Origin of the sequence: Nitrospirillum bahiense (assembly GCF_007828025.1) — a bacterium.
GTDB lineage: Bacteria > Pseudomonadota > Alphaproteobacteria > Azospirillales > Azospirillaceae > Nitrospirillum > Nitrospirillum amazonense.
Genome location: NZ_VITO01000010.1, coordinates 33,027 through 53,760, shown reverse-complemented (window position 1 = coordinate 53,760; position 20,734 = coordinate 33,027). Strand labels below are relative to the sequence as shown.

Below are 20,734 nucleotides of genomic sequence, written 5' to 3'. Positions count from 1 at the left end.
GGAAGCTCAGCCCCGCGCCACGGCGCGGTCGGACACGAAGGGGTTGCTGCGCCGCTCCTGGCCGAAGGTCGACGGCTCGCCATGGCCGGGCAGGAAGGTGATGTCGTCACCCAGGGGGAACAACTTCTCACGAATGGACCGGATCAGGGCGGCGTGATCGCCACGGGGGAAATCGGTACGGCCGATGGAGCCCTGGAAAATGACGTCGCCCACGACGGCCAGGCGAGAGGCCTGGTGGATGAAAACCACATGGCCGGGGGTATGGCCGGGGCAATGCAACACATCCAGCGTCAGTTCCCCCACCAGGACGGTGTCGCCGTCGTCCAGCCAGCGGGTGGGGGTGAAGGGCTTGGCGTACAGCATGCCATACTTGGCCCCGTCTTCCGGCAGGCGGTCGATCCAGAATTTGTCCTCCAGCTGCGGCCCCTCCACCGGCACGCCGGTCACGGCCGCCAGGTCCGCCACGGCGGCCGCATGGTCGACATGGCCATGGGTCACCAGGATGCGTTCCAGCGTCAGGCCTTGGCGTGCCAGGAATTCCTTGATCTGGGTGACGCCATCGCCAGGGTCCACCACCGCCGCCCGCTTGGTCGCCGTGCACCACAGGATGGAGCAGTTCTGCTGGAACGGTGTCACCGGTAGGATGGCCACCTTCAGGGGCGGCGTGCCCGGCGCGGGCTTTGCGGCGGCATCCGACGCGGGGGGGACGGTCTGGTCCGGCATGGCTGTCCTCGGGCGGTGGGGACGAAAGGGCGCTTCCCCGTCATACCCCGCCGGGCACCGGCAGGTCCAGGTTTAGGCGGACTCGCGAACCGCCAAGGCTGCCCACCCGGCGAGTGGCGCCACGGCCAGTGTGGCCCGTGACCAGGTGTGCCGGCGACTTCAGTCAGGGATGGGCTGGGACCCTAAGTGGTACTCCTTATGACATCGGCCAACCGGTCTATTACTTCGGGACCGGTAGCAAATCCTTAAGCACTTCCCGCCAAGACTGCCTTCGCGGGTAGAAGGAGCTGGGGTTATGGATATCGTCGTGATGCGTGCCGGGGCCCTGCTGGTGGCCGACGCCGCCCATCTGGCCGGATATTGGCCCGCCCTGCTGACCGTCACCCTGGCCGTGGCCGTGCGCGAGGTGTTGCGCCGCCGGGCGGCGGCCCGCGCCCGCCGGACGCCCGTGGCCCCGCCGCCCCCCGATCGCTTGACGGAAATGAGCCGCATCCTGGCGACGGAGGTGGCCCAGCGCCGCCGGTCGGAAGTCATGCTGGTCAGCGCCCGGGCCCAGCTGGGTGAAGCGCAATCGCAAATGATCAACCGCCTGCGGTCCGCCAGCGCCTTGCGGGATAACGAAACCGCCTCCCACACCGACAGGGTGGGGCAGATGGCCCGTCATCTGGCGCTACTCGCGGGATGCGATCCCGAATTCGCCGATCAGCTGGCACTGGCGGCCCCCCTCCATGATGTGGGCAAGATCGGCATCCCCGACGCCATCCTGCTGAAGCCCGGCCCCCTGGCCCCCGCGGAATGGGATGTGATGAAGACCCACACCACCATCGGGGCCGGCATCCTCATGGGCAGCGGCCTGCCGCTGCTGGACTTGGCGGCGGAGGTGGCCCTGTGCCATCACGAACGATGGAACGGCCAGGGCTATCCCCGGGCACTGAAAGGCCCCGCCATTCCCTTGTCCGGCCGCATCGTGGCCCTGGTGGACGTGTTCGACGCGCTCATGTCCGCCCGGCCCTACAAGGAACCGTGGCCCCTGTCCCGGGCCCTGGCCCACATCACCGGCGAGGCCGGCGCCCATTTCGACCCGAACCTGGTGCGTCTGTTCATGGACCAGATCCAGGATTTCGTCGCCATCCGGGAGCGGGACCGCGACGAGGAGGCGATGCTGGGCGCCGATCAAGCCCTGGATTGGGAGGAAATGGCGTCCGCCCAGGTGATTCCCCTGCCGATGCGCTGACCTTCCGTAATCCATTTATTGAAATACCCAGGAGCGGGGCCGCAACCTTCTGAAAAGGAATGGGCGCCCGCTTTTTTCATGTCTGGCCCATGTCGGCCGCGGGCGGTGACCGCATAGGCGGATTGGCGGATGGCGCGCGACGGGTACGGCCGCTACCGTGGGACCGACGAAAAGGATCCCGTCAGGGACGCCCGAACCGGTAAAGGTCGAATGCCCATTTCTTTTCAGATGGTCCGGCCCCGCCGCTCAGGGTGGCGCCGGGTGGCGTTCCAGGCTTTGTCCGGGCGTCCCCCGTGCCCCTCGCAAGAGGGCGGCAAAATCGGCGCCTTAATCGTTCCTGCAAGCGACAGCTTTTGACGGCTCGTCCGTATAACGACAAAAGCGCACCTAATTCGTGTCGCCCTGCGGAAGAGATGGCTGAAGTGCCAAGGGGCGGCCCCGGTGTCCGGGCGGTTTGGGACCGGGAACCAGGATTGGTTGCAGCGTTGCATCGGTGTGTTGGGCCCGAGCGATCGTGAGTGCCATTTCTGCAATGGCTCAGGTTGATTTCGCAACCACCAGGCGGATCCCGCGTCCGGCTGATGGCGGCGAGGATAGGCCGGGAGACAGCGGATCTGGCGGTTTCGGGCGGTTTCGTCCCGCGTTCCTGGAAGGGGCACGACCAGGGGGCGGGGGGGCGGGCCAAGGAAATGGATTTGCAGAAATGAAGATCAAAAGCGTCATCGTGATCGAGGTAGAGGCAGACGACTTCGTGGCGGCGGGTGACCATCAAGCGGCGATCCGCCGCCTGTTCGAGCCCATCATGGCCACCTACCCTCAGGCCAACCTCACATTCTCGCAAGTGAAGCAGCGCGCGGCTTCCCAGGTGCGGCCGTCCCTGCGCCTGGCCTCCAACACGGGGAACATGCACCATTATGACAGCTAATCAGAACGACCACCGCCATCGGCAGCGCAGCGCTCCCCTGGCGGCCCTGGAAGCCATGCGGGCGGTGGATGAGCAGTTCTCGCTGCAGGAGGCCTGCGGTTTCCTGTACATCTGCGAGAACGAAGGCATCAGCCTGCGAGAGCTGGGGATGTTGCTGCGGGCGCAGCCGCACACCGTGTCGCGCATCGTTGCCCGCCTTTCCACCGGTTTCGGCAATCGCGCCTCGGACCTGGTGGAGGCGCGTACGCTGCACCATGACAACCGCGTCCGCACCCTGCACCTGACGGAACGGGGCCGCACCTTGTGCCGCACCCTGAACAGCATCATCGTGCAGGCCGTACCCATCCTGGACGATGGGGAAGGCGCCCCGGCTGCCACCCGGTCCGCTGCCGGCGCCACCTGGGCGTCCGCCTCGGCCTGATATGAAGTCGCGATCCCCGGCGGCGGTTGGGCCGCCGGGGCGCGTCTTGTCCCGTCTTGCTCAGTCGGCGACCTTCAGGGCTAGCTTGCCGAAATTCTCACCCGTGAACAGCTTCAGCAGCGTGTCGGGGAAAGCGGCCACGCCACCCTCCACGATGTCCTCGCGCGACACCAGCCGGCCCTCCTTGATCCAGCCGGCGATATCCGCCACCGCCTGCGGATAGCGATCGGCATAGTCGAACACCACCATGCCCTCCATACGGGCGCGGTTGACCAGCAGCGATAGGTAATTGGCCGGTCCCTTCACCGCCGTGGTGTTGTTGTACTGCGAGATGGCGCCGCACACGACGATGCGGGCCTTGCGCGCCAGCTGCGCCAGCACCGCCTCCAGAATGTCGCCGCCGACATTGTCGAAATAGACGTCCACGCCGTTGGGGCAGTGGGTGCGCAAGTCCTTGCGGATGTCGCCGGCCTTGTAGTCGATGGCTGCGTCATAGCCCAGGGTCTCCACCGCGTAGCGGCACTTCTCCGGCCCGCCGGCGATGGCCACGGTGCGGCATCCCTTGATCTTGGCGATCTGGCCCACCACCGCGCCCACCGCACCCGTGCCGGCCGAGACCACCACCGTGTCGCCCGGCTTGGGCTGGCCCACGTCCAGCAGGCCGAAATAGGCGGTCATGCCGGGCATGCCCAGCGCGCTCAGGTGTACGGGCAGGGGCGACAGGGCGGGATCGACCTTGGTCAGTGCCTTGGCCGACAGGGTGGCGTATTCCTGGACGCCCAGCGCGCCGCTGACATGGTCGCCGACCGCGAAGGCGGGGGCGGCGCTGGCCACCACGCGGCCGATGCCGCCGGCGCGCATGACCTCACCCAGGCCCACGGGCGGGATGTAGGACTTGCCCTCGTTCATCCAGCCGCGCATGGCCGGATCCAGCGACAGGTACAGGGTCTGCACCAGCACCTCGCCTTCGGACGGCGGCCGCGCCGGCTCTTCCGTGCGCTGCCAGTCGCTGTCCTTGGGCAGGCCGACGGGCCGCGCCGCCAGGCGGATCTGGTGGTTGGTGGGGGTGCTCATTGGGCGATCTCTCCCGTGTCTTGAGGGCCGGTGTGCCCCGGCCTTGGCTGACGCGGGATGGAGCCTAACGCCAACCGGGGCGCAGCGGTATATCGAAAATCACCGATGCGATTTTATTTCACACAACATATTGGAGACATGGGAAAGAACGGCGGATCCCGGGATCCGCCGTTCCCGATGTACCTCAGGATTGATACCGATCAGAAATCGGCGGTGACGCCTAGGAAGAACGTCCGGCCCAGGGTGTCGTAGATGCCCGGGAAGGTGTTGCCGTTGCCGTAGTTCGAGGTGCCCGACACGCCATAGACGTTGCTGTCCAGGATGGGCGGGTCCTTGTCGAACAGGTTGTTGACGCCGAAGCGGACCGTGTAGTGATCGTACAGCGTGGCCGACAGGGCGATGTCGAAGTAGCTGTAGCTGTTGATGCGGCCGTCGGCCTTGTCGTAGTCGCCTGACAGCAGGGCGTTGCTGGTGTTCTGGTCCAGCTTCACGCCGCCGATGTACCGCCAGTTGCCCGACAGGTCGATGTTCCACGGCGTCTGCCAGGTGACGCGCATGGTATGGCGCCACATGGGCATGGGCTGGCCGCAGGTCACGCCGAACAGGCCGCGGCAGTTGTAGGCGCTTTCGCCCGGCTGCTGCTGCACCAGGTAGTTGGCCATCCAGGTCCCGTTGAAGTTGAACAGCACCGAACCGCGGTCCTTGATGTTCAGGTCTTCCAGGTCGACCAGGTAGTTCAGGCCGATGTCCACACCCTGCTCGTTCAGGTAGCCGGTGTTCAGCTCGGTATCGATGATGTAGCCGCCGGTCAGCGCCAGGCTGCCGTTGCTGGCGCGGTGCACCAGACTGCAGTAATAGCTGTCGCCGCTGTTCAGGCACTGGTTCAGCACGGACGAGGCCGACAGGGTGCTGATCAGGTCGGTCACCCGGATGTCGAAATAATCGACGGTGGCCGAGAAGTTACGCAGGAAGGTCGGGGTGATGACGGTGCCGATGGTCCAGGTGTCGGCCGTTTCCGGCTTCAGCGCGGTGTTGCCACCGGTCAGGACGTTGCACTGCGAGGACGTGCATTCCGCGATGGTGCCGTACTGGGCGGCGGTGACGCCGGTGCGGGCGCACTGGGCCAGCGTGGCCGACGGGCTGGAACCCGCGCACGGATCGGAGGCGGAGGTCAGGCCGACGGTCTGGGTGGAATACAGCTCAAGGATGCTGGGGGCGCGGACGGCGCGGTTGTAGCCGCCGCGGAAGCTGAGGTCTGACACGGGCGCGTAGGTCAGGCTGGCCTTCCAGCTGTCGACCACGCCGGACGAGCTGTAGTCCGACCAGCGGTAGCCGGTATCCAGCACCAGGGCCTTGGCCCACTCCCGCCCCTCGATCAGCGGCACGCGCAGTTCGCCGTAGATTTCCTTCACATCGTAGGAGCCGCTGGAGTTCTGGGTGGCGCCGCCGGAGCCGGCCAGGTCGCCCGAAGAATTCTCCTCGTCCACCTTCAGATTCAGGCCTTCCTTGCGGTACTCGGTGCCAAAGGCGATGGCGACCGGGTTGTTGGCCAGCGGGCTCTGCATCCCGAACCGGCCGAAGTCGCCGGTGATGGACCCCTGGACCACGTCCTGGGTGACGTTGCCTTCCTTGAAGGAGGTGGTCTTGATGTAGTTCCAGGCGTCGCTGCTGATGCCGTTCAGCGAGAAGATGTTCAGCGGCACGCAGTTCAGGTCGGTGCCATCGACGACGGACTGGCAGGTGGCCACCCCGTTCACGTTCACCACCTGCAGGGCCTTCTGGACCTTGGAGATGGAGACGTCGTTCTCATAGTGCTCGGTGTAGATCACCTCCGAGTGCTGGGCCGATACGTCATAGCTCCAGCCGCCGCCCAGGTCGCCCTTGGTGCCGATGACATAGCGGTAATCGGTGTGGCGGATGTCGTCGTAGCGTTCCATGCCCGAGCCGCTGAAGCGCAGGCCGATGGTGCCCGACCAGTTGGCGCTGGTGCCGGCATTGCTGCCGCACAGCGCCGTGGCTTCCGACGCCGACATCAGCGGGTTGTCGCAGTTGATGTTGTACAGGGCGGAATTGAAGATGGCCGACGGGGCGATCTGGGCCCGGGTGTGGTCGGTCATGAACATGAAGTCGGTGTAGACGTCGAACGCCGGGCTGATCTCATAGTGCGCGAAGGCGCCGCCCGTGTACCGCTCGTCCTGGCGCTGCAGGTAGTTGTAGGGCCCGTAGTTGTAGGACAGGGCGTTGCTGTAGGGCACGAAGGTGGACGAGCCGTCCGGGTTCAGCGACAGGCCGGTGCCCGACCCGTTGGTACGGAAACGGCCATAGGTGTTGTTGCTGGAGCCCTGGCAGACGTGGCTGTCGTTGTCGGCGCCCGAGACGGAGAGGGAGCAGGCGGACCAGTCGCGGCTGGACTGTTTCACCGGTTCCGTCCAGCGGTATGTCGCATAGGCCGTGACGTTGCCGCGGTTGTTGGGGGCGTTGGCGCCGATGATGAAGGAACTGTCGCGCACGAAGCCGTCGAACTGGCTGCCTGGAACGGACACGCCGAAGTTCTTCAGCGCCGTCTGCGCTTCCTTGTTGTCGTTGTCGTGCTGGGCGGCCGACAGCTGGTAGTCGACCTTCACACCCTCGAAATCGCGCTTCATCTTGAAGTTCACGACGCCGGCCACGGCGTCTGAGCCATAGACGGCCGAGGCGCCGCCGGTGACCACGTCCACGCTGTCCACCAGCGCCGCCGGGATGAAGTTCACGTCGGCGTAGGGATAGCTGGGATCGCCCCCGGCCATGCGGCGGCCGTCGATCAGCACCAGGGTGCGCGACGGGCCCAGGTTGCGCAGGTTGATGGTCGCCGTGCCGCTGGCGCCGTTGGACACGCCCTGCGTCTGGTCGGCGGTCACGCCGGGCAGGCGGTTCAGCATGGTCTCGACGTTGGTCGTGCCCTGCAGCTTCATTTCCTTGTCGGTGACCGTGGTCAGCGGGCTGTCGCTGCTGAGGTTCGCGGCCTGCTTGATGCGCGACCCGGTGACGACGATTTCCTGCAGCTCGTCCTCCGCGGCGGCGGCGGTGCCCGCCATCGCCAGCACGCATGCGGCCACGGAACCGGCCAGCATGGTTCCCATCAACGTCGTCGACGTGAGCAAACGTCCCCGGTTTGTCATTTTCTTCACTTGTCTGTTCTCCACCCAACCGCCTGTAACGGCGTCTTGACGGTCACGCCGGCAATCCCCGTGCTGAAAAGGGGCTGAGGCTGCCGGATCGCTTGGAGCAGAGTTTTTGAGGAGTGAAAAACGAGCGTCAACTAAACGCGATAATAACGGCTCATATGGCTAGCCTATGTCACGTTTCAGTGACACTTAATCTTAATAACGCACCGTGATTTTGGTAACTGCCTCGTAACTGGCATCATATTTATTTTGGTGATGCGATCAGTATTAGATGCAATGTCGTGCGGCCTGTCCTGGAAGATTGCACAACGGCAGTGCAATTAAGCGCATTTCCAAAAGGTTAGGGCTCACATCCCTGGCATTGCGGACAAAGTTGTGCTGCCATGGCGGTGTTAAGGCGCCTACAACGGGGAGCAACGATGCAGCCTGATGTCCCAGCCCAGCGGTCCAATGCGGCCGCCATGGCGGCCATGAAATCAGGCAATTACGCGGACGCGCACGCCATCCTGGAGGAGGCCTTGCGCCAGTCGCCTGGGGAACTGCCGCTGTGGCTGAACCTGGCGGCGGCCCGCCGCGCCATGGGCCGCCACGCCGATGCGCTGGCGGCGGTGGACCAGGTGCTGACGGTGGAGCCCCGGCTGTTCATGGCTCTGCTGATGCGGGCGTCGCTGCTGCAGGCCCTGGGCCGCAAGCGCGAGGCGGGCGAGGCCTACGGCGTGGCCGTGGCCCTGGGCGAAACGCAGCAGAATCTGGATCCGCCGACTCAGCGGGCGCTGGATCAGGCCCGCAAGGCCCACGCCGCCCATGTCCAGGAGATGGCCGATTTCCTGCGCCCGGTGGTGGACCAGGGCGCCGCACGGGGCACCAGCGCCGACGCCCGGCGCATGGCCTTCTTCACCGACCAGGTGCTGGGCCGGCGCAAGGTCTATACCCAGCAGCCGACGCACTATCACTATCCCGACATGCCGGCGATCGAGTTCTACGATCGCGAGGAATGCCCCTGGCTGCCCACGCTGGAGGCCGCCACCGCCGACATCCAGGCGGAATTGGCGGCCATTCTGGCGGAGGAGGCGCTGGCCGGCGCCTTTGTGCCCTACATCGACTATCGCGACGGCCTGCCCCTGGACCAATGGGCGGAACTGAACCGCTCCCCACGGTGGAGCGCCTTCCACCTGCTGCAACACGGCCTGCCGGTGCCCGGCAACGCCGACCGCGCGCCCAAGACCATGGCCGTGCTGGAGCAGATGCCGCAGCCGCGCATGATCCGCCGGTCGCCCGCCGCCATGTTCTCCATCCTGAAGCCACGCACCCGCATCCCGCCGCATACCGGTGTCGCCAATACCCGCCTGGTGGTGCACCTGCCCCTGGTGGTGCCGCCGGGCTGCGGCTTCCGTGTCGGCAACCAGACGCGGGAATGGAAGGTGGGGGTGGGCTGGGCCTTCGACGACACCATCGAGCACGAGGCTTGGAACGACAGCGACCAGGTGCGGGTGGTCATGATCTTCGATATCTGGAGCCCGCGCCTGTCGGCTGCCGAACGCGACTTCATCGCCCACATCATTGCGGCCATGGACGATTTCCAGGCGCAGCAGACGGAGGCCGCGGGCGGCTTCGGCGCCACGCCCCTGACGCCCAAGGCGGCGGGCGGCGGCTTCTCCAGCCTGTGACGCGGCCAGGTCAGTCGGCGGCGTAGGCGCGCAGGAACACGTCCACCGCCGAGTCCGCCGCCGCGTCGATGGCGGCGGGACCGGGCTTCTCCTTGGCGTCCAGCATGACCAGGTCCACATGCTCGGCCTCCACCAGGCCACGGAAGTGGGCGGCGGCGCGATCGGCGTCCGTTTGGCGCAAGCGGCCGCGGTTCATCAGAACGCTCAGATAGGCGGCGAACTTCGACCAGCCCACCTTGGGGCCGTTCTCATACAGCAGCCGCCCAACCTCGGACCGCGCCGCTTCCGACACCGCGATGCGGCGGATGGACATGGCCCAGGGCGACAGGACGAAGCGCAGATAGATGCGGCCCAGGCGGGTCAAGGTTTCCCGCACGTCGTCGTCGGGGTTCAGCGCCTCGAACGAGGCCTGCTTCATCTCCGCCGCCGCATGCGCCATGACGGCCACGAACAGTTCCTCCTTGGACCGGAAATAGCTGTACAGCGTGGCCTTCGACCCGCCGACCCGCGTCGCCAGCTCGGACATGGAGGCGGCGGCGAACCCGACCTCCTGGAACAGGGCGCCGGCGGCGTCCAGGATCGCTTGGCGGCGGGCTTCGGTCTTCACCTTCATGATGGCGCGCGTTTCCTAAAGGCCGGCCAGCTGGCTGGATTTGGTGGGCTGTGGTCGATGGCGGCGACCATGCCCGTACGGTCCCGCGACGGCAAGGCGTAACATTTCATAACTGAACCGTACGGTACGTTTATGGCTTGACCAGGATGCCGCGCAAGTCCATAAAACCAAACCGTACGGTTTATTTATGCCAGTAGGCCCTCATGCCCATCCCCGCTTCCCTTCCCAGCCGCCCGTTGCGGCGCCTGGGCGCTTCCCTGTGCTTATCGGCAGCACTCCTGGCCCTGTCCGGCTGTGCCTGGGTGCCGGATGTGGGCCCGGCGCCCGCGCCGCGCGCTGCTGCCGGCTTCGCCACACAGGCCAGCTTTGCCCCTTCTCCGGTCACCGCCGCCGTCGCCTGGCCGCAGGATCGGTGGTGGACCGCCTATGGCGACGCCCAACTGGATGCGTTGATCGAGGAGGGGCTGGCCGGTGCGCCGGACCTGGCGGCGGCGGCGGCGCGACTGCGCAAGGCCGAGGCGCTGGCCAATCAGGCGGATGCCGCCTTGCTGCCGCGCGTGACCGCCAACGCCCAGGTGACGGAGGACAAGCAGAGCTACCGCTACCTGTTCCCACCGGCCTTCGTGCCCAAGGGCTATCACGAGGTGCCGCGCGCCACCCTGGACCTCAGCTATGACTTCGATTTCTGGGGGAAGAACCGTGCCAGCCTGGCTGCCGCCACCTCGGATGCCGAGGCGGCGCGGGCGGAGGTGGCGCAGGCCCGCCTGACCCTGTCGGCCGGCATCGCCGCCGCCTATGCCGACCTGGCGCAGCAGGCAGCTGATCGCGATGCCGCGGCCGAGGCGGTGGACGTGCGGGTGCGCAGCACCAACCTGGTCCGCCAGCGGCGGGAGAATGGGCTGGAAACCCTGGGCGCCGTCCGCCAGGCGGAAGCGCGCGAGGCGGCGGCCCGCGGCGACCTGGCCGCCCAGGACGAGGCCATCGCCCTGACCCGCAACCGCCTGGCCGCCCTGATGGGCGCCGGCCCCGATCGTGGCCTGTCCATCCAGCCACCGGCCGGCGCCCGTCTGAAGGCATTCGGGCTGCCGGTCAACCTGGCGGCCGATCTGCTGGGCCGCCGTCCCGACGTGGTGGCCGCCCGCCTGACGGCGGAGGCCGCGGCCAAGCGCATCGCCGTGGCCAAGGCCGCCTTCTATCCCAACGTGAACCTGGCGGCCTATTTCGGGGTGCAGACCCTGGGCCTGAACGCCCTGACCAAGTCCGGCGCCACCATCGGCAGCGTCGGCCCGGCCGTTAGCCTGCCCCTGTTCGAGGGAGGGGCGCTTGCCGCCCAGTATCGGGGCGCCCGGGCCGACTATGACGCCGCCGTCGCCGATTACGACGGCACGGTGGCCAAGGCCCTGCAGGACGTGGCCGATGCCGCCGCCAGCGCCCGCGCGCTGGAAACGCGGCTGACTCACGCCCGCGACGCCCTGGCCGCCGCTACCGATGCCCATCGCATCGCCACCGCCCGATATGAGGGCAAGCTGTCCACGTACCTGGACGTGCTGACCGCGGAGGACACCCTCATCACCGACCGTCGCGCCCTGGCCGATTTGCAGGCCCGCGCCTTCACGCTGGACATCGCCCTCATCCGCGCACTGGGCGGCGGCTATCAGGCCGCGCCCGCCGCCCTCCAAACCGTCGCCGCCCGCTGACCCGCGGCACTCCCAAGGATCATCCCCATGTCCACCCCGTCCCGCACCCCCGCCGCCGAGGCGGACGAACCCTCCTCCGTCCATGTCCTGGCGCCGGCCGCCAAGAAGGCGTCGCCCCGGCGCCGCCTGTTCGCCGGCCTGGGCGCCGTCGTCCTGCTGGCGGGCCTGGGTTATGGCGGCTATCGCCTGGTGACGGGCGGTCGCTACGTTTCCACCGATAACGCCTACGTCAACGCAGACGCAGCACAGGTGACCTCCTCCGTCGATGGTACCGTCCGGGCCGTGCCGGTGGTGGACACGCAAAGCGTGAAGAAGGGCGACGTGCTGGTGCTCATCGACGACACCGACGCGCGCATCGCCCTGGCCCAGGCGCAGGCGCAGCTGGGCCAGGCGGAGCGCAGGGTGCGCGGCTACTTCGCCAATGATGGCGCCCTGGCCGCCCAGGTGGCGGCGCGGGACGCCGACGCCGCCCGGGCCGAGGCGCAGCTGACCTCCGCCCAGGCTGACTACGATCGCGCCCGGGTGGACCTGGACCGGCGTCGGGCGCTGGCCGCCTCCGGCGCCGTGTCGGGGGAGGAACTGACCAGCGCCCAGAACGCCTTCGCCACCGCCACCGCCAACCTGGCTGTGGCCAAGGCGGCCCGGGCCCAGGCCGCGGCCAACCGCGCCGCCGCCCAGGGCTCGCAAAAGGTGAACACCGTGTTGATCGCCGACAGCGACGTGGCCACCAATCCCGAGGTCATGGCCGCCCGCGCCCGGGTGGAGCAGGCCCAGGTGGATTTGGGCCGCACCACGGTGCGGGCCCCCTTCGACGGCGTCGTCGCCCGCCGCCAGGTGCAGGTGGGCCAGCGGGTCAAGGCCGACACCATGCTGATGAGCGTGGTGCCGGTGGGGGAGGCCTATGTCGACGCCAACTTCAAGGAGGTGCAGCTGGCCCATGTGCGTCCCGGCCAGCCGGTGGAACTGACGGCCGACCTTTATGGCGGGGGCGTCGTCTTCCATGGCCAGGTCGCCGGCCTGGCCGGTGGCACCGGCTCCGCCTTCGCCGTCATTCCGGCCCAGAACGCCACCGGCAACTGGATCAAGGTGGTGCAGCGCGTGCCCGTGCGCGTGGTGCTGGACCCCAGCGAACTGGTGGTCCATCCCCTGCGCGTCGGCCTGTCCATGAACGTCACCATCGATACGGCGCCGGCTGACGCCGCCGGCAAGCGCTGAGGGAACCGCCAATGAGCAGCGCCGTTTCTGACGCCGGGACGCCCAAGACCCTGGCCGGCGGGCAATTGGCCGTGGCGGCGCTGCTGCTGGCCGCCGCCAACTTCCTGGTGGTGCTGGACACCACCATCGCCAACGTCTCGGTGCCCAACATCGCCGGCGGCCTGGCCGTGTCCTCCAGCCAGGGCACCTTCGTCATCACCTCCTACTCGGTGGCGGAGGCGGTAACCGTGCCGCTGACGGGCTGGCTGGCCGGCCGCTTCGGCACTGTGCGCACCTTCGTCACCGCCATGCTGGGCTTCGGCATCTGCTCCGCCCTCTGCGGCTTCGCCCAGTCCCTGGGCATGCTGGTGCTGTTCCGGGTGTTGCAGGGCCTGGCCGGCGGGCCGCTGATGCCCCTGTCGCAGACCCTGTTGCTGCGTGTCTTCCCCAAGGAGAAGGCGCCCGCCGCCATGGGCATCTGGGCCATGACCACCCTGGTGGCGCCCATCCTGGGGCCCATCCTGGGCGGCACGCTGTGCGACAGCTGGGGCTGGCCCTTCATCTTCTACATCAACGTGCCCATCGCCATCCTGTGCGCCGCCGCCTGCTGGGGCCTGCTGAAGGTGTTCGAGACGCCGACCGTCCGCCCCCGCTTCGACTTGGTGGGCCTGATCCTGCTGATCGTCTGGGTGGGCGCCCTGCAGATCATGCTGGACGAGGGCAAGGACATGGACTGGTTCTCCTCCACCGGGATCGTGGCGCTGGCCATCGTCGCCGCCATCGGTCTGGCCGCCTTCCTCATCTGGGAACTGACGGAGGCGCATCCGGTCGTGGATCTGAAAGTCTTCCGGCATCGCGGCTTCGCCATGGCGGTGCTGACCATCAGCCTGGGTTTCGGCGCCTTCTTCGGGGCCACCGTGCTGACGCCGCTCTGGCTGCAGAGCAACATGGGCTACACCGCCACCTGGGCTGGCTACGCCACGGCGGCGACGGGCATCCTGGCGGTCATGGCGGCGCCCATGGTCGCCAGGATGTCGGCCAAGGTCGATCCCCGGCCGCTGGTGTTTTTCGGGCTGATGTGGCTGGCGGGCGTCACTTTGTACCGCAGCGGCTCTTCCACCGACATGACGTATGGCCAGATCGCCTTTCCCTTGCTGTTGCAAGGCCTGGGCATGCCCTTCTTCTTCGTGCCTCTCACCGGCCTGGCGCTGGCCAGCGTGAGGGTGGAGGAAACCGCCTCGGCGGCGGGCCTGATGAACTTCCTGCGCACGCTGTCGGGCGCCTTCGCTACCTCGCTCGTCAACACGCTGTGGGAGGATGGCGCCACCCGCAACCGGGCCGAACTGGTGGATTTGCTGCGCCCCGGCCTGGTGGGTCCCAACCTGCCCATCCAGCAGTTGGACCGCATCGTCCAGGGCCAGGGTGTCATGCTGGCCACCAACCAGATCTTCCTGGGCGTGGCCATCGCCTTCGGCCTGTCGGCCCTGGTCATCTGGCTGGCGCCCAAGCCCACGCGCGTGGCCGACACCACCGGGGTGCATTGAGGCGGGCCCCCAATCGCCGGCGCCCACAGCTTGGCCAAAGAAAAAGGCCCCGCCCGGTGTGCCGTCCGGGCGGGGTCCAGGTTCGGGGCCGTCAGTCATCGCCCCCGGGGAAAGTTGGCCTGGGGCCTTAAAATGTGTAGGTGGCCTTCAGCCCGAATTCGCTGCGGTCGTTGTTGCGGATGATCTCGGTGAAGCCGGCGAAGGCGTCATCCAGCCGGCCCACGTCGTAGCGTTTGTTGAAGATGTTCTCGCCATATACGGCCGCCGTCCAATGGCCCTGGGCCGGCGTGTAGGCGATGTTGAAACCGAACAGGCTGCGCGACTTGATCAGGTTGTAGCCGTCGTTGGCCGACTGCCCGTATTCCTTGCCGCGATAGGAATAGTCGATGCGGGCGTCGATGGTGCCGCTCTCCAGGAACAGGTGGTACTGCGGCGCCACCGACAGGGTCCACTGCGGGGTCAGCGCCGGGGTGAAGCCCACCTTGATGGCGGTGGCGTCGCCCGGCACCGCCGTGATCTGGGCGTCGATGAAGCCGACGGAGGTCTGGATGTCGAAGGCCTTGCTCAGCTTCAGCGTGCCCTCGACCTCGAAGCCCTTGGCCTCCGACTGGCCGGCACTCTCGATGCGGGTGTTGAAGCCGGTGGCCGATGGCTGCGACACCTCCAGCGGCAGGTCGGTGTACTCGGTGTAGAAGCCCGACACGTTCATCTGCAGCAGGTCGAAGAAGACGCCCTTGATGCCGGTCTCGTAGTTGGTGGCGAAGGTGGGGTTGAAGGCGGTGAAGTAGCTGGGCCCGTTGAAAGGCCGGGGCGGGAAGCCGCCGCTCTGGTACCCGCGGGAGATGGTGGCGTAGGCGGCCACGGACTTGGCGATGTCGTAGGTGGCCGACACGTCCCAGGTGGTGGCGCTCCACGACTGGCTGCGGTAGACGCGCGACGGGTCGGTCCAGCTGTCGAACTGGGCGCTGGCGTCCTTGTGGTCGTCGGAATAGCGGGCGCCGGCCGACAGCTTCAGATCGTCCAGGATCTTGTAGCCGGCGTGGGCGTAGACGGCGTAGCTGCTGGTCGTCTGCTTCAGGTCGAAATAGCCGCTGGGGCTGATGTAGACGGTGGGACCGGAATTGGTGTTGCCCTGCTCGTCACTGGCATAGGCGCCGATGACGAAATCCAGCTTGCCGTATTCGCCGTTCAGCTGCGGTTCCACCGAATATTGCCGGGCGAAGCCGCGTTCCGGATAGGATTCCAGGTCCAGGTAGGTCTGGTCGTCGTCCAGGCCGCCGGTGTAGCGGGTGTAGCGAAAGCCGCCCAGCACCTTGGCCGTCAGGTTGTCGTTCAGTTCCCAGTTGGCGGTCAGCGAGGCGCCGCGGTTCTGGATGGTCTGCTTGAACAGTTCCGCGTGGTTGGAATTGCTGTCGTCCGGGTTGGCGGGCAGCAGGCTTTCGCTCAGGCCCAGCGTGCCGGTGAAGAAGCCGTTGGGATTGTTCACCTCCATGGTGGTGGGCGTCTTGCCGTAGATGCCGTTCATGGCGTCCAGGGTCAGCAGCAGCGAGAAGGTTTCCGAGGCCTGCAGCTTGGCGGCGGCGCGGCCCGACACCTCGTTGATCTCGCCCACATCCTCAGGCGCGTTCACCTTCAGGGCCTGGCCGATGCCGTCGCGGCGGTTGACGGCGGCGGTGAAGGACACGGCCAGTTTGTCGGTGACCTTGGTGTTGGTGTAGACGTTGGCCTCCACCCGGGCGCGGCTGCCCACCTTCAGTTCCGCCTTGGTCACCTGTTCATCGCCCGGCTGGGCGGTGATGATGTTGACGGCGCCGCCGATGGTGTTCTTGCCATAGAGCGTGCCCTGCGGCCCGCGAAGCACCTCCACCCGCTCGATATTGGCCAGGGTCAGGTTGGACCCCATCTGCCGGCCCAGGTAGACGCCATCGACATAAACCCCCACGCCGGGGTCGGTGGTGATGATGTGGTCCTGCAGACCGATGCCGCGGATGAAGATGGCGGCATGGGCCGGGTTGCCCACGCCGAAGCGGTTGATCTCCAGGTTGGGGACGTACTTGCCCACGTCCGCCAGGTTTTCCATGTTGCGCTGCTGCAGATCCTCCGCCGTGAAGGCGGAGATGGCGGTGGGCGTCTCGGTCAGGCTTTCCGCCCGCTTGCGCGCCGTGACCACGATTTCCTGGAAGACCGAGTCGTCGGTGGCGGTGGCCGCCGTTTGCGCCAGGGCGCCGCCAGCCAGCAGGGTGGCCGTGCCACCCGCCAGAAACGACGTCAGCATGGCGCGCGTCTTCTTTTGATCTTTGCCCGTTATAGGAACTGCCCTGTTCGACATTGTTGTCCCCGTCTTTCGTGATTGGATTTGACGAAAGCAGGCTCGATGGATTCCGCCCGTTTTATTGTGAGGCCGTTTTATTGCGGGGCCCGTTTTGGCATGGTTGGGCGGGGCGATCGTTGACGAGCCCGGACCCTACCCGCCCCAAGTTCGCGGGCGGTTTGCCGCGCCTGTCGTTCCTGGGATGCCATCAGCATCGGCGCAGCCTGGGGTTGCAGCAACCATTTTCTGACCAGATGGTCAGGTTTGGCACAGCCAGGGGCTCGGCGCATTCAATTCGCGCCTGCCGATGCCCTTGTGTTCCGCGCCAGAGGTATGCCGGATGGTGTAGACGGGTTGATTCTGCCAGTTTTGGCCGGGCCTGGCGCTGAATGGCCATGCGCCCGAGTCGGCATGCGGAAAGGGCGGCCATGAGGGCCGCCCTTCGAAATACACGATGTAATGACTGTGGTGCTGATGGGCGGTCAGCTGACGCGCGTCGCCTTCGCCGGCCGGCTGCGGCCCACCACCATGGAGTAGCTGCCGAACAGGCCGTGCATGACGCGCACCTCGTCGCCCGGCTTCGGGTCGAAGGTCAGTGCCTCCTTGCTGACCCAAGTCTGGCCGTTGGCCAGGGTCACGGCGAACAGGCGATAGGGCAGGGCCACCGACGAGGCGACCGTGGAGTGCATCTCCTCATCCTGTTCGGCATCGTCCTTGGCCTGCTGCTCTTCCGTCCGCGGCAGCTTTTCCTTGCCGAACCGTGCCGTGGGATCCTCCGGTACGGCGGGGGTGGCCGGTGCGGCGTTGGCGGCGGCAGTGGCGGCGTTGGGGGGCGCGACGGCCGGGGCGTTGGCCGCGGCGGCGGCCAGGGCATCGTAGCAGGCCAGACGCTGGGTGGCGTCACCAATGGCCCGGCAGGAGGCCAGGCTCTCGGCGGCGCGGGCCGGCTGCGGGGCGGCGGGTGCCACGGCCAAGGCCAGCAACAGGGTGGCGGCCGTCAGCGACGGCATCTTCTTGAACGACATGGTCCGGGATTCCTAAGGCGTGATCCGTGGGCGGCAGTGTGCCACGGCTTTACACCGGGCGGAATAGCGACGGCTGTCGCCCAGGGTCAAGCAATCGTCGCCAACGCATTGAATGAAAAAAGAAAACGGCGGGCCCCGGGGGACCCGCCGTCTTTGGACTGAAGGCTATGCCGTGTTCGATTAGAACTTGGCGGAAGCCTGGAAGAAGAAGTAACGGCCCAGGCTGTCGTACACCTGAGAATAGGTGTTGCCGTTGATGAACGAGGAGTTGCCGTTCACCTGGGTCGTGACCAGCGGCGGATCCTTGTCGAAGACGTTGTTCACGCCGCCGCTCAGGGTCAGCCAATCGCTGACCTGGTAGGACGCCGAGAAGTCGAAGTAGTCGTAGCTGTCGATGTGAGCCAGGCCGGGGATGACGGAGCCGTTCAGCGTGGCGTTGCTGCTGGTCCGTTCCCAATCGGCGCTGCTGATGTGGCGCCAGTTGACCGACATGGTCGCATCCCACGGGGTTTCCCAGGTCATGCGGACCTTGTGACGCCACACCGGCAGCGGCGTGGAGCAGGTCGCGCCGTACAGGCCGGCGCAATCATAGCCGTCCGAGCCCGGCAGGGCCTGGGTGACGAAATCGATCAGATAGGTGCCGGTGAAGTTGAAGTTCAGGGCGCCCAGCTTCTCAATGCCGATATCGGCCAGGTCCAGACGGTAGTTGGTGTTGAAGTCGATACCCGACGTCTCTTCGCTACCGGTGTTCTGGTTGGTGTTGGTGACGTAACCCGTGGTGCCCAGCCACAGCGAACCGGTCGCCGAGCGCTTGATCAGCGGGCAGTAGAAGCTGGTGTTAACACCAGTCAAGCAGTTGGTCATGATCAGGTCGGCGCCGATGCCGTTGATCAGGCCGTCGATCTTGATGTTGAAGTAGTCGGCCGAGAAGGTCAGGTCCGGCAGGAAGGTCGGGGTCAGCACGGCGCCCACGGTCAGGGTGTCGGCCGATTCCGGCTGCAGGTTCGGGTTGCCACCTTCCAGGTCGTTGTACTGACCGGCGCTGTTGGCGACGATCTTGCCGTACTGGGCGGCGGTCACACCGGTGTTGGCGCACTGGGCGGCCGTGGCGGTCGGGGCCGCACCGGCGCAGGGGTCGTTGGACAGGCCCAGGGCCACGCCCGACGGCGTGAACAGCTCGACCACGTTCGGCGCGCGGACGGCGTGGTTGAAGCCGGCGCGGAAGCGGACGTCCGAGGTCGGGGCCCACTCACCACCCACCTTGTAGGTGTCGGTCTTGCCCGAGGTGCTGTAGTCGGAATAGCGGTAACCGCCTTCCAGGTTCAGGTCCTTGACGAAGGGCTTGTCCTGGACCAGCGGAATCTTGACTTCCATGAAGGCTTCACGGACGTCGTAGGCACCGGCCACACCGTGGGTCGGACCACCCTGGCCCGCCAGATCGCCGCTGTCGAACTCCTGGTCGACCTTCAGGGTCAGCTCTTCACGACGGTATTCCGTACCGAACGCGATGCCGACGCCATGGCTGGCCAGGGGGCTCTGGAAGCCGTAGCGGCCCAGATCGCCGCTGATGGAGACATCCACCACGTCCTGGACGGTCGAGCCTTCCTTGAAGCCCGGGGTCTGCAGGTAGCTCAGCGCGCCCGGATCGATGGCCGTGCTGCTGCTGAAGATGTTGTAGGGCACGCAGCCGGCGGCCACGGCGGCGGAGTTGGCGCAGACCAGCTTGCCGTTGGCATCGGTCGTGGCGTTGAACGCCTCGGCCGTGCGGGCCAGCGAGAAGTCGTTCTTGTAGGTTTCCGACAGGATGACGGTGCTGCGCTGGGCGTAGGCGTCATAGCTCCAGCCGTCCCACAGGTCGCCCTTCAGGCCGACCAGTTCGCGGTAGGAGGTGTGGCGCAGGTCGTCGATACGGCCGCCGCCTTCGACGTTACGGCGCAGGACGCTCACATCGGCCTGGCCAGAGGAGGTCAGGCCGTTGTTGGTGCAGAGGGTGGTGACTTCGCTGGCGGACAGCAGCGGGCTGTTACAACCGATGAGGAATTCCTGACCGAACACACCCGACGGCGCGATCTGGGCGACCGTGTGGTCGTCGTGGAACATGAACTCGGTGTAGACCTGGACATGCGGGTTGAATTCGTAGTGACCGAAGAAGCCCGCGGAGTAGCGCTGATCGGGGCGCTGGTAGTAGTTGTACGGCGCATAGTTGAACTGGTCGGCCGCAGTGAAGTCGCGCAGGCTGGTGCCGCTGACGACGTAGTCGCCACCACCGATGTTGTCGATGATCTGGGCCGGGGCCGTGGTGCCCGAGCCGCCGCAGGAGTAGGCACCGGTCTTGGAGACGCTGATGGCGCAGGCGCTGTAGTCACGCTTGTCCTGCGTCACCGCCATCGTCTTGCGATAGTCGGCGTAGACGGTGATGTTGCCCTTGCCGTCGGGGGTGTTCACACCCAGCACGCCGGAGTAGGTGCGGGTGAAGCCGTCGGTGACGTCGTCTTCAGGCAGGCCGAAGTTGCGCGCCTTGACGGCGTTCTGGAACTTCGTGGCGTCGTTGTTGTGCTGATAGAAGCTGTAGCTGATGTCAGCCTTGGCGCCTTCGAAATTGTCGTCCATCACGAAGTTGACGACGCCGGCGACGGCGTCGGCGCCGTACACGGCCGAGGCGCCGCCGGTCAGCACGTCAACGCGCTTCACCAGGGCTTCGGGGATTTCGTTCAAGTCGGCGGCCGGGTTCAGCGGCGAACCGGCGGGCATGCGGTGACCGTTGACCAGCACCAGGGTACGGGACGCACCCAGGTCGCGCAGGTTGACGGTGGCGGTACCGCTGGAACCGTTGGAAATCATGCTGCCCTGGCCGGCGAAGGCCTGGGGCAGGTTGTTGATCACGTCTTCGATGCGGGTGGCGCCCTGCAGCTTGATTTCCTCGCTGCCGACGCTGGTCACCGGGCTGATGCCGGCGGACGAATCCGTCTTAATACGCGAACCCGTGATGACGATTTCCTGCAGATCGTCGGCCGCCGCCGCGGCGTAGGCCGTCGTCGACATCGTGAGGGCGCACACGCCAAGGGCGGCGCCCGTCAGCAGCGACTGACGGATCCTGCTCTCAAATCCCTTCATGTAGTCCATCTCCATTTCGGATTGGTTG

The 20,734-nt window shown here is 66.7% G+C and carries 14 protein-coding genes; 7 read left to right on the top strand and 7 right to left on the bottom strand.

The window, feature by feature from the left end; genetic code table 11:
* Positions 1-6 precede the first annotated feature (6 nt).
* Positions 7-723, bottom strand: coding sequence for an MBL fold metallo-hydrolase (locus FBZ88_RS15905; RefSeq protein WP_145618209.1), 717 nt, complete (start codon positions 721-723; stop codon positions 7-9).
* Between the two features lie 295 nt (positions 724-1,018).
* Between FBZ88_RS15905 and FBZ88_RS15900 the strand changes: the two genes are divergently transcribed.
* The 3 genes from FBZ88_RS15900 to FBZ88_RS15890 all read left to right on the top strand — a co-directional run bounded on the left by FBZ88_RS15900 (position 1,019) and on the right by FBZ88_RS15890 (position 3,303).
* Positions 1,019-1,957 carry an HD-GYP domain-containing protein gene (locus FBZ88_RS15900; RefSeq protein WP_145618208.1) on the top strand — a complete coding sequence of 313 codons (939 nt, stop codon included), beginning with the start codon at positions 1,019-1,021 and terminating at the stop codon, positions 1,955-1,957.
* Between the two features lie 703 nt (positions 1,958-2,660).
* Positions 2,661-2,882, top strand: a complete 222-nt coding sequence (locus FBZ88_RS15895) for a hypothetical protein (protein WP_040842923.1) — start codon at positions 2,661-2,663, stop codon at positions 2,880-2,882.
* Positions 2,872-3,303: a helix-turn-helix domain-containing protein gene (locus FBZ88_RS15890; RefSeq protein ID WP_145618207.1), complete on the top strand. Its 432-nt coding sequence runs from the start codon at positions 2,872-2,874 to the stop codon at positions 3,301-3,303. Before FBZ88_RS15895 ends, FBZ88_RS15890 begins: the two co-directional genes overlap by 11 nt.
* 60 nt (positions 3,304-3,363) lie before the next feature.
* Here FBZ88_RS15890 and FBZ88_RS15885 read toward each other — a convergent pair whose 3' ends face one another.
* The gene (locus FBZ88_RS15885) at positions 3,364-4,377 is read right to left on the bottom strand and encodes an NADP-dependent oxidoreductase (protein ID WP_145618206.1); all 1,014 of its coding nucleotides are present in this window, start codon (positions 4,375-4,377) and stop codon (positions 3,364-3,366) included.
* Positions 4,378-4,577: 200 nt separating this feature from the next.
* Positions 4,578-7,487 (bottom strand): TonB-dependent receptor domain-containing protein, encoded by a 2,910-nt coding sequence (locus tag FBZ88_RS15880; RefSeq protein ID WP_246138686.1) that lies wholly within the window; start codon positions 7,485-7,487, stop codon positions 4,578-4,580.
* Positions 7,488-7,960: 473 nt separating this feature from the next.
* Between FBZ88_RS15880 and FBZ88_RS15875 the strand changes: the two genes are divergently transcribed.
* Positions 7,961-9,208 (top strand): aspartyl/asparaginyl beta-hydroxylase domain-containing protein, encoded by a 1,248-nt coding sequence (locus FBZ88_RS15875; RefSeq protein WP_211102684.1) that lies wholly within the window; start codon positions 7,961-7,963, stop codon positions 9,206-9,208.
* A 10-nt stretch (positions 9,209-9,218) separates the two neighbouring features.
* Here the strand turns inward: FBZ88_RS15875 and FBZ88_RS15870 are convergent, their stop codons facing one another.
* Positions 9,219-9,821 carry a TetR/AcrR family transcriptional regulator gene (locus tag FBZ88_RS15870; protein ID WP_145618205.1) on the bottom strand — a complete coding sequence of 201 codons (603 nt, stop codon included), beginning with the start codon at positions 9,819-9,821 and terminating at the stop codon, positions 9,219-9,221.
* Positions 9,822-10,024: 203 nt separating this feature from the next.
* Here FBZ88_RS15870 and FBZ88_RS15865 point away from each other — a divergent pair, with 203 nt between their 5' ends.
* Genes FBZ88_RS15865 through FBZ88_RS15855 form a run of 3 tightly spaced genes read left to right on the top strand, consistent with a single transcriptional unit; the run spans position 10,025 to position 14,256 of the window.
* Positions 10,025-11,518 (top strand): efflux transporter outer membrane subunit, encoded by a 1,494-nt coding sequence (locus tag FBZ88_RS15865; RefSeq protein ID WP_145618204.1) that lies wholly within the window; start codon positions 10,025-10,027, stop codon positions 11,516-11,518.
* A 27-nt stretch (positions 11,519-11,545) separates the two neighbouring features.
* Positions 11,546-12,733, top strand: coding sequence for an HlyD family secretion protein (locus FBZ88_RS15860; RefSeq protein WP_145618203.1), 1,188 nt, complete (start codon positions 11,546-11,548; stop codon positions 12,731-12,733).
* An 11-nt stretch (positions 12,734-12,744) separates the two neighbouring features.
* Positions 12,745-14,256, top strand: a complete 1,512-nt coding sequence (locus FBZ88_RS15855) for a DHA2 family efflux MFS transporter permease subunit (RefSeq protein ID WP_145618202.1) — start codon at positions 12,745-12,747, stop codon at positions 14,254-14,256.
* Between the two features lie 127 nt (positions 14,257-14,383).
* Here FBZ88_RS15855 and FBZ88_RS15850 read toward each other — a convergent pair whose 3' ends face one another.
* From FBZ88_RS15850 to FBZ88_RS15835, 3 genes are all read right to left on the bottom strand, one after another.
* The gene (locus tag FBZ88_RS15850; RefSeq protein WP_186464428.1) at positions 14,384-16,531 is read right to left on the bottom strand and encodes a TonB-dependent receptor; all 2,148 of its coding nucleotides are present in this window, start codon (positions 16,529-16,531) and stop codon (positions 14,384-14,386) included.
* A gap of 518 nt (positions 16,532-17,049) precedes the next feature.
* Positions 17,050-17,592, bottom strand: coding sequence for a hypothetical protein (locus FBZ88_RS30305; RefSeq protein WP_186464427.1), 543 nt, complete (start codon positions 17,590-17,592; stop codon positions 17,050-17,052).
* A gap of 180 nt (positions 17,593-17,772) precedes the next feature.
* Positions 17,773-20,706: a TonB-dependent receptor domain-containing protein gene (locus tag FBZ88_RS15835; protein ID WP_246138685.1), complete on the bottom strand. Its 2,934-nt coding sequence runs from the start codon at positions 20,704-20,706 to the stop codon at positions 17,773-17,775.
* Between the last annotated feature and the right edge of the window lie 28 nt (positions 20,707-20,734).

Bases quoted from the DNA above. Each gene is read 5' to 3' on its own strand.
- FBZ88_RS15905 (WP_145618209.1), bottom strand. From the start codon at position 723: ATGCCGGACCAGACCGTCCCCCCCGCGTCGGATGCCGCCGCAAAGCCC.
- FBZ88_RS15890 (WP_145618207.1), top strand. From the start codon at position 2,872: ATGACAGCTAATCAGAACGACCACCGCCATCGGCAGCGCAGCGCTCCC.
- FBZ88_RS15885 (WP_145618206.1), bottom strand. From the start codon at position 4,377: ATGAGCACCCCCACCAACCACCAGATCCGCCTGGCGGCGCGGCCCGTC.
- FBZ88_RS15855 (WP_145618202.1), top strand. From the start codon at position 12,745: ATGAGCAGCGCCGTTTCTGACGCCGGGACGCCCAAGACCCTGGCCGGC.
- FBZ88_RS15850 (WP_186464428.1), bottom strand. From the start codon at position 16,531: ATGCTGACGTCGTTTCTGGCGGGTGGCACGGCCACCCTGCTGGCTGGC.
- FBZ88_RS15900 (WP_145618208.1), top strand. From the start codon at position 1,019: ATGGATATCGTCGTGATGCGTGCCGGGGCCCTGCTGGTGGCCGACGCC.
- FBZ88_RS15880 (WP_246138686.1), bottom strand. From the start codon at position 7,487: ATGCTGGCCGGTTCCGTGGCCGCATGCGTGCTGGCGATGGCGGGCACC.
- FBZ88_RS15870 (WP_145618205.1), bottom strand. From the start codon at position 9,821: ATGAAGGTGAAGACCGAAGCCCGCCGCCAAGCGATCCTGGACGCCGCC.
- FBZ88_RS15865 (WP_145618204.1), top strand. From the start codon at position 10,025: ATGCCCATCCCCGCTTCCCTTCCCAGCCGCCCGTTGCGGCGCCTGGGC.
- FBZ88_RS15835 (WP_246138685.1), bottom strand. From the start codon at position 20,706: ATGAAGGGATTTGAGAGCAGGATCCGTCAGTCGCTGCTGACGGGCGCC.
- FBZ88_RS15875 (WP_211102684.1), top strand. From the start codon at position 7,961: ATGCAGCCTGATGTCCCAGCCCAGCGGTCCAATGCGGCCGCCATGGCG.
- FBZ88_RS15860 (WP_145618203.1), top strand. From the start codon at position 11,546: ATGTCCACCCCGTCCCGCACCCCCGCCGCCGAGGCGGACGAACCCTCC.
- FBZ88_RS30305 (WP_186464427.1), bottom strand. From the start codon at position 17,592: ATGTCGTTCAAGAAGATGCCGTCGCTGACGGCCGCCACCCTGTTGCTG.
- FBZ88_RS15895 (WP_040842923.1), top strand. From the start codon at position 2,661: ATGAAGATCAAAAGCGTCATCGTGATCGAGGTAGAGGCAGACGACTTC.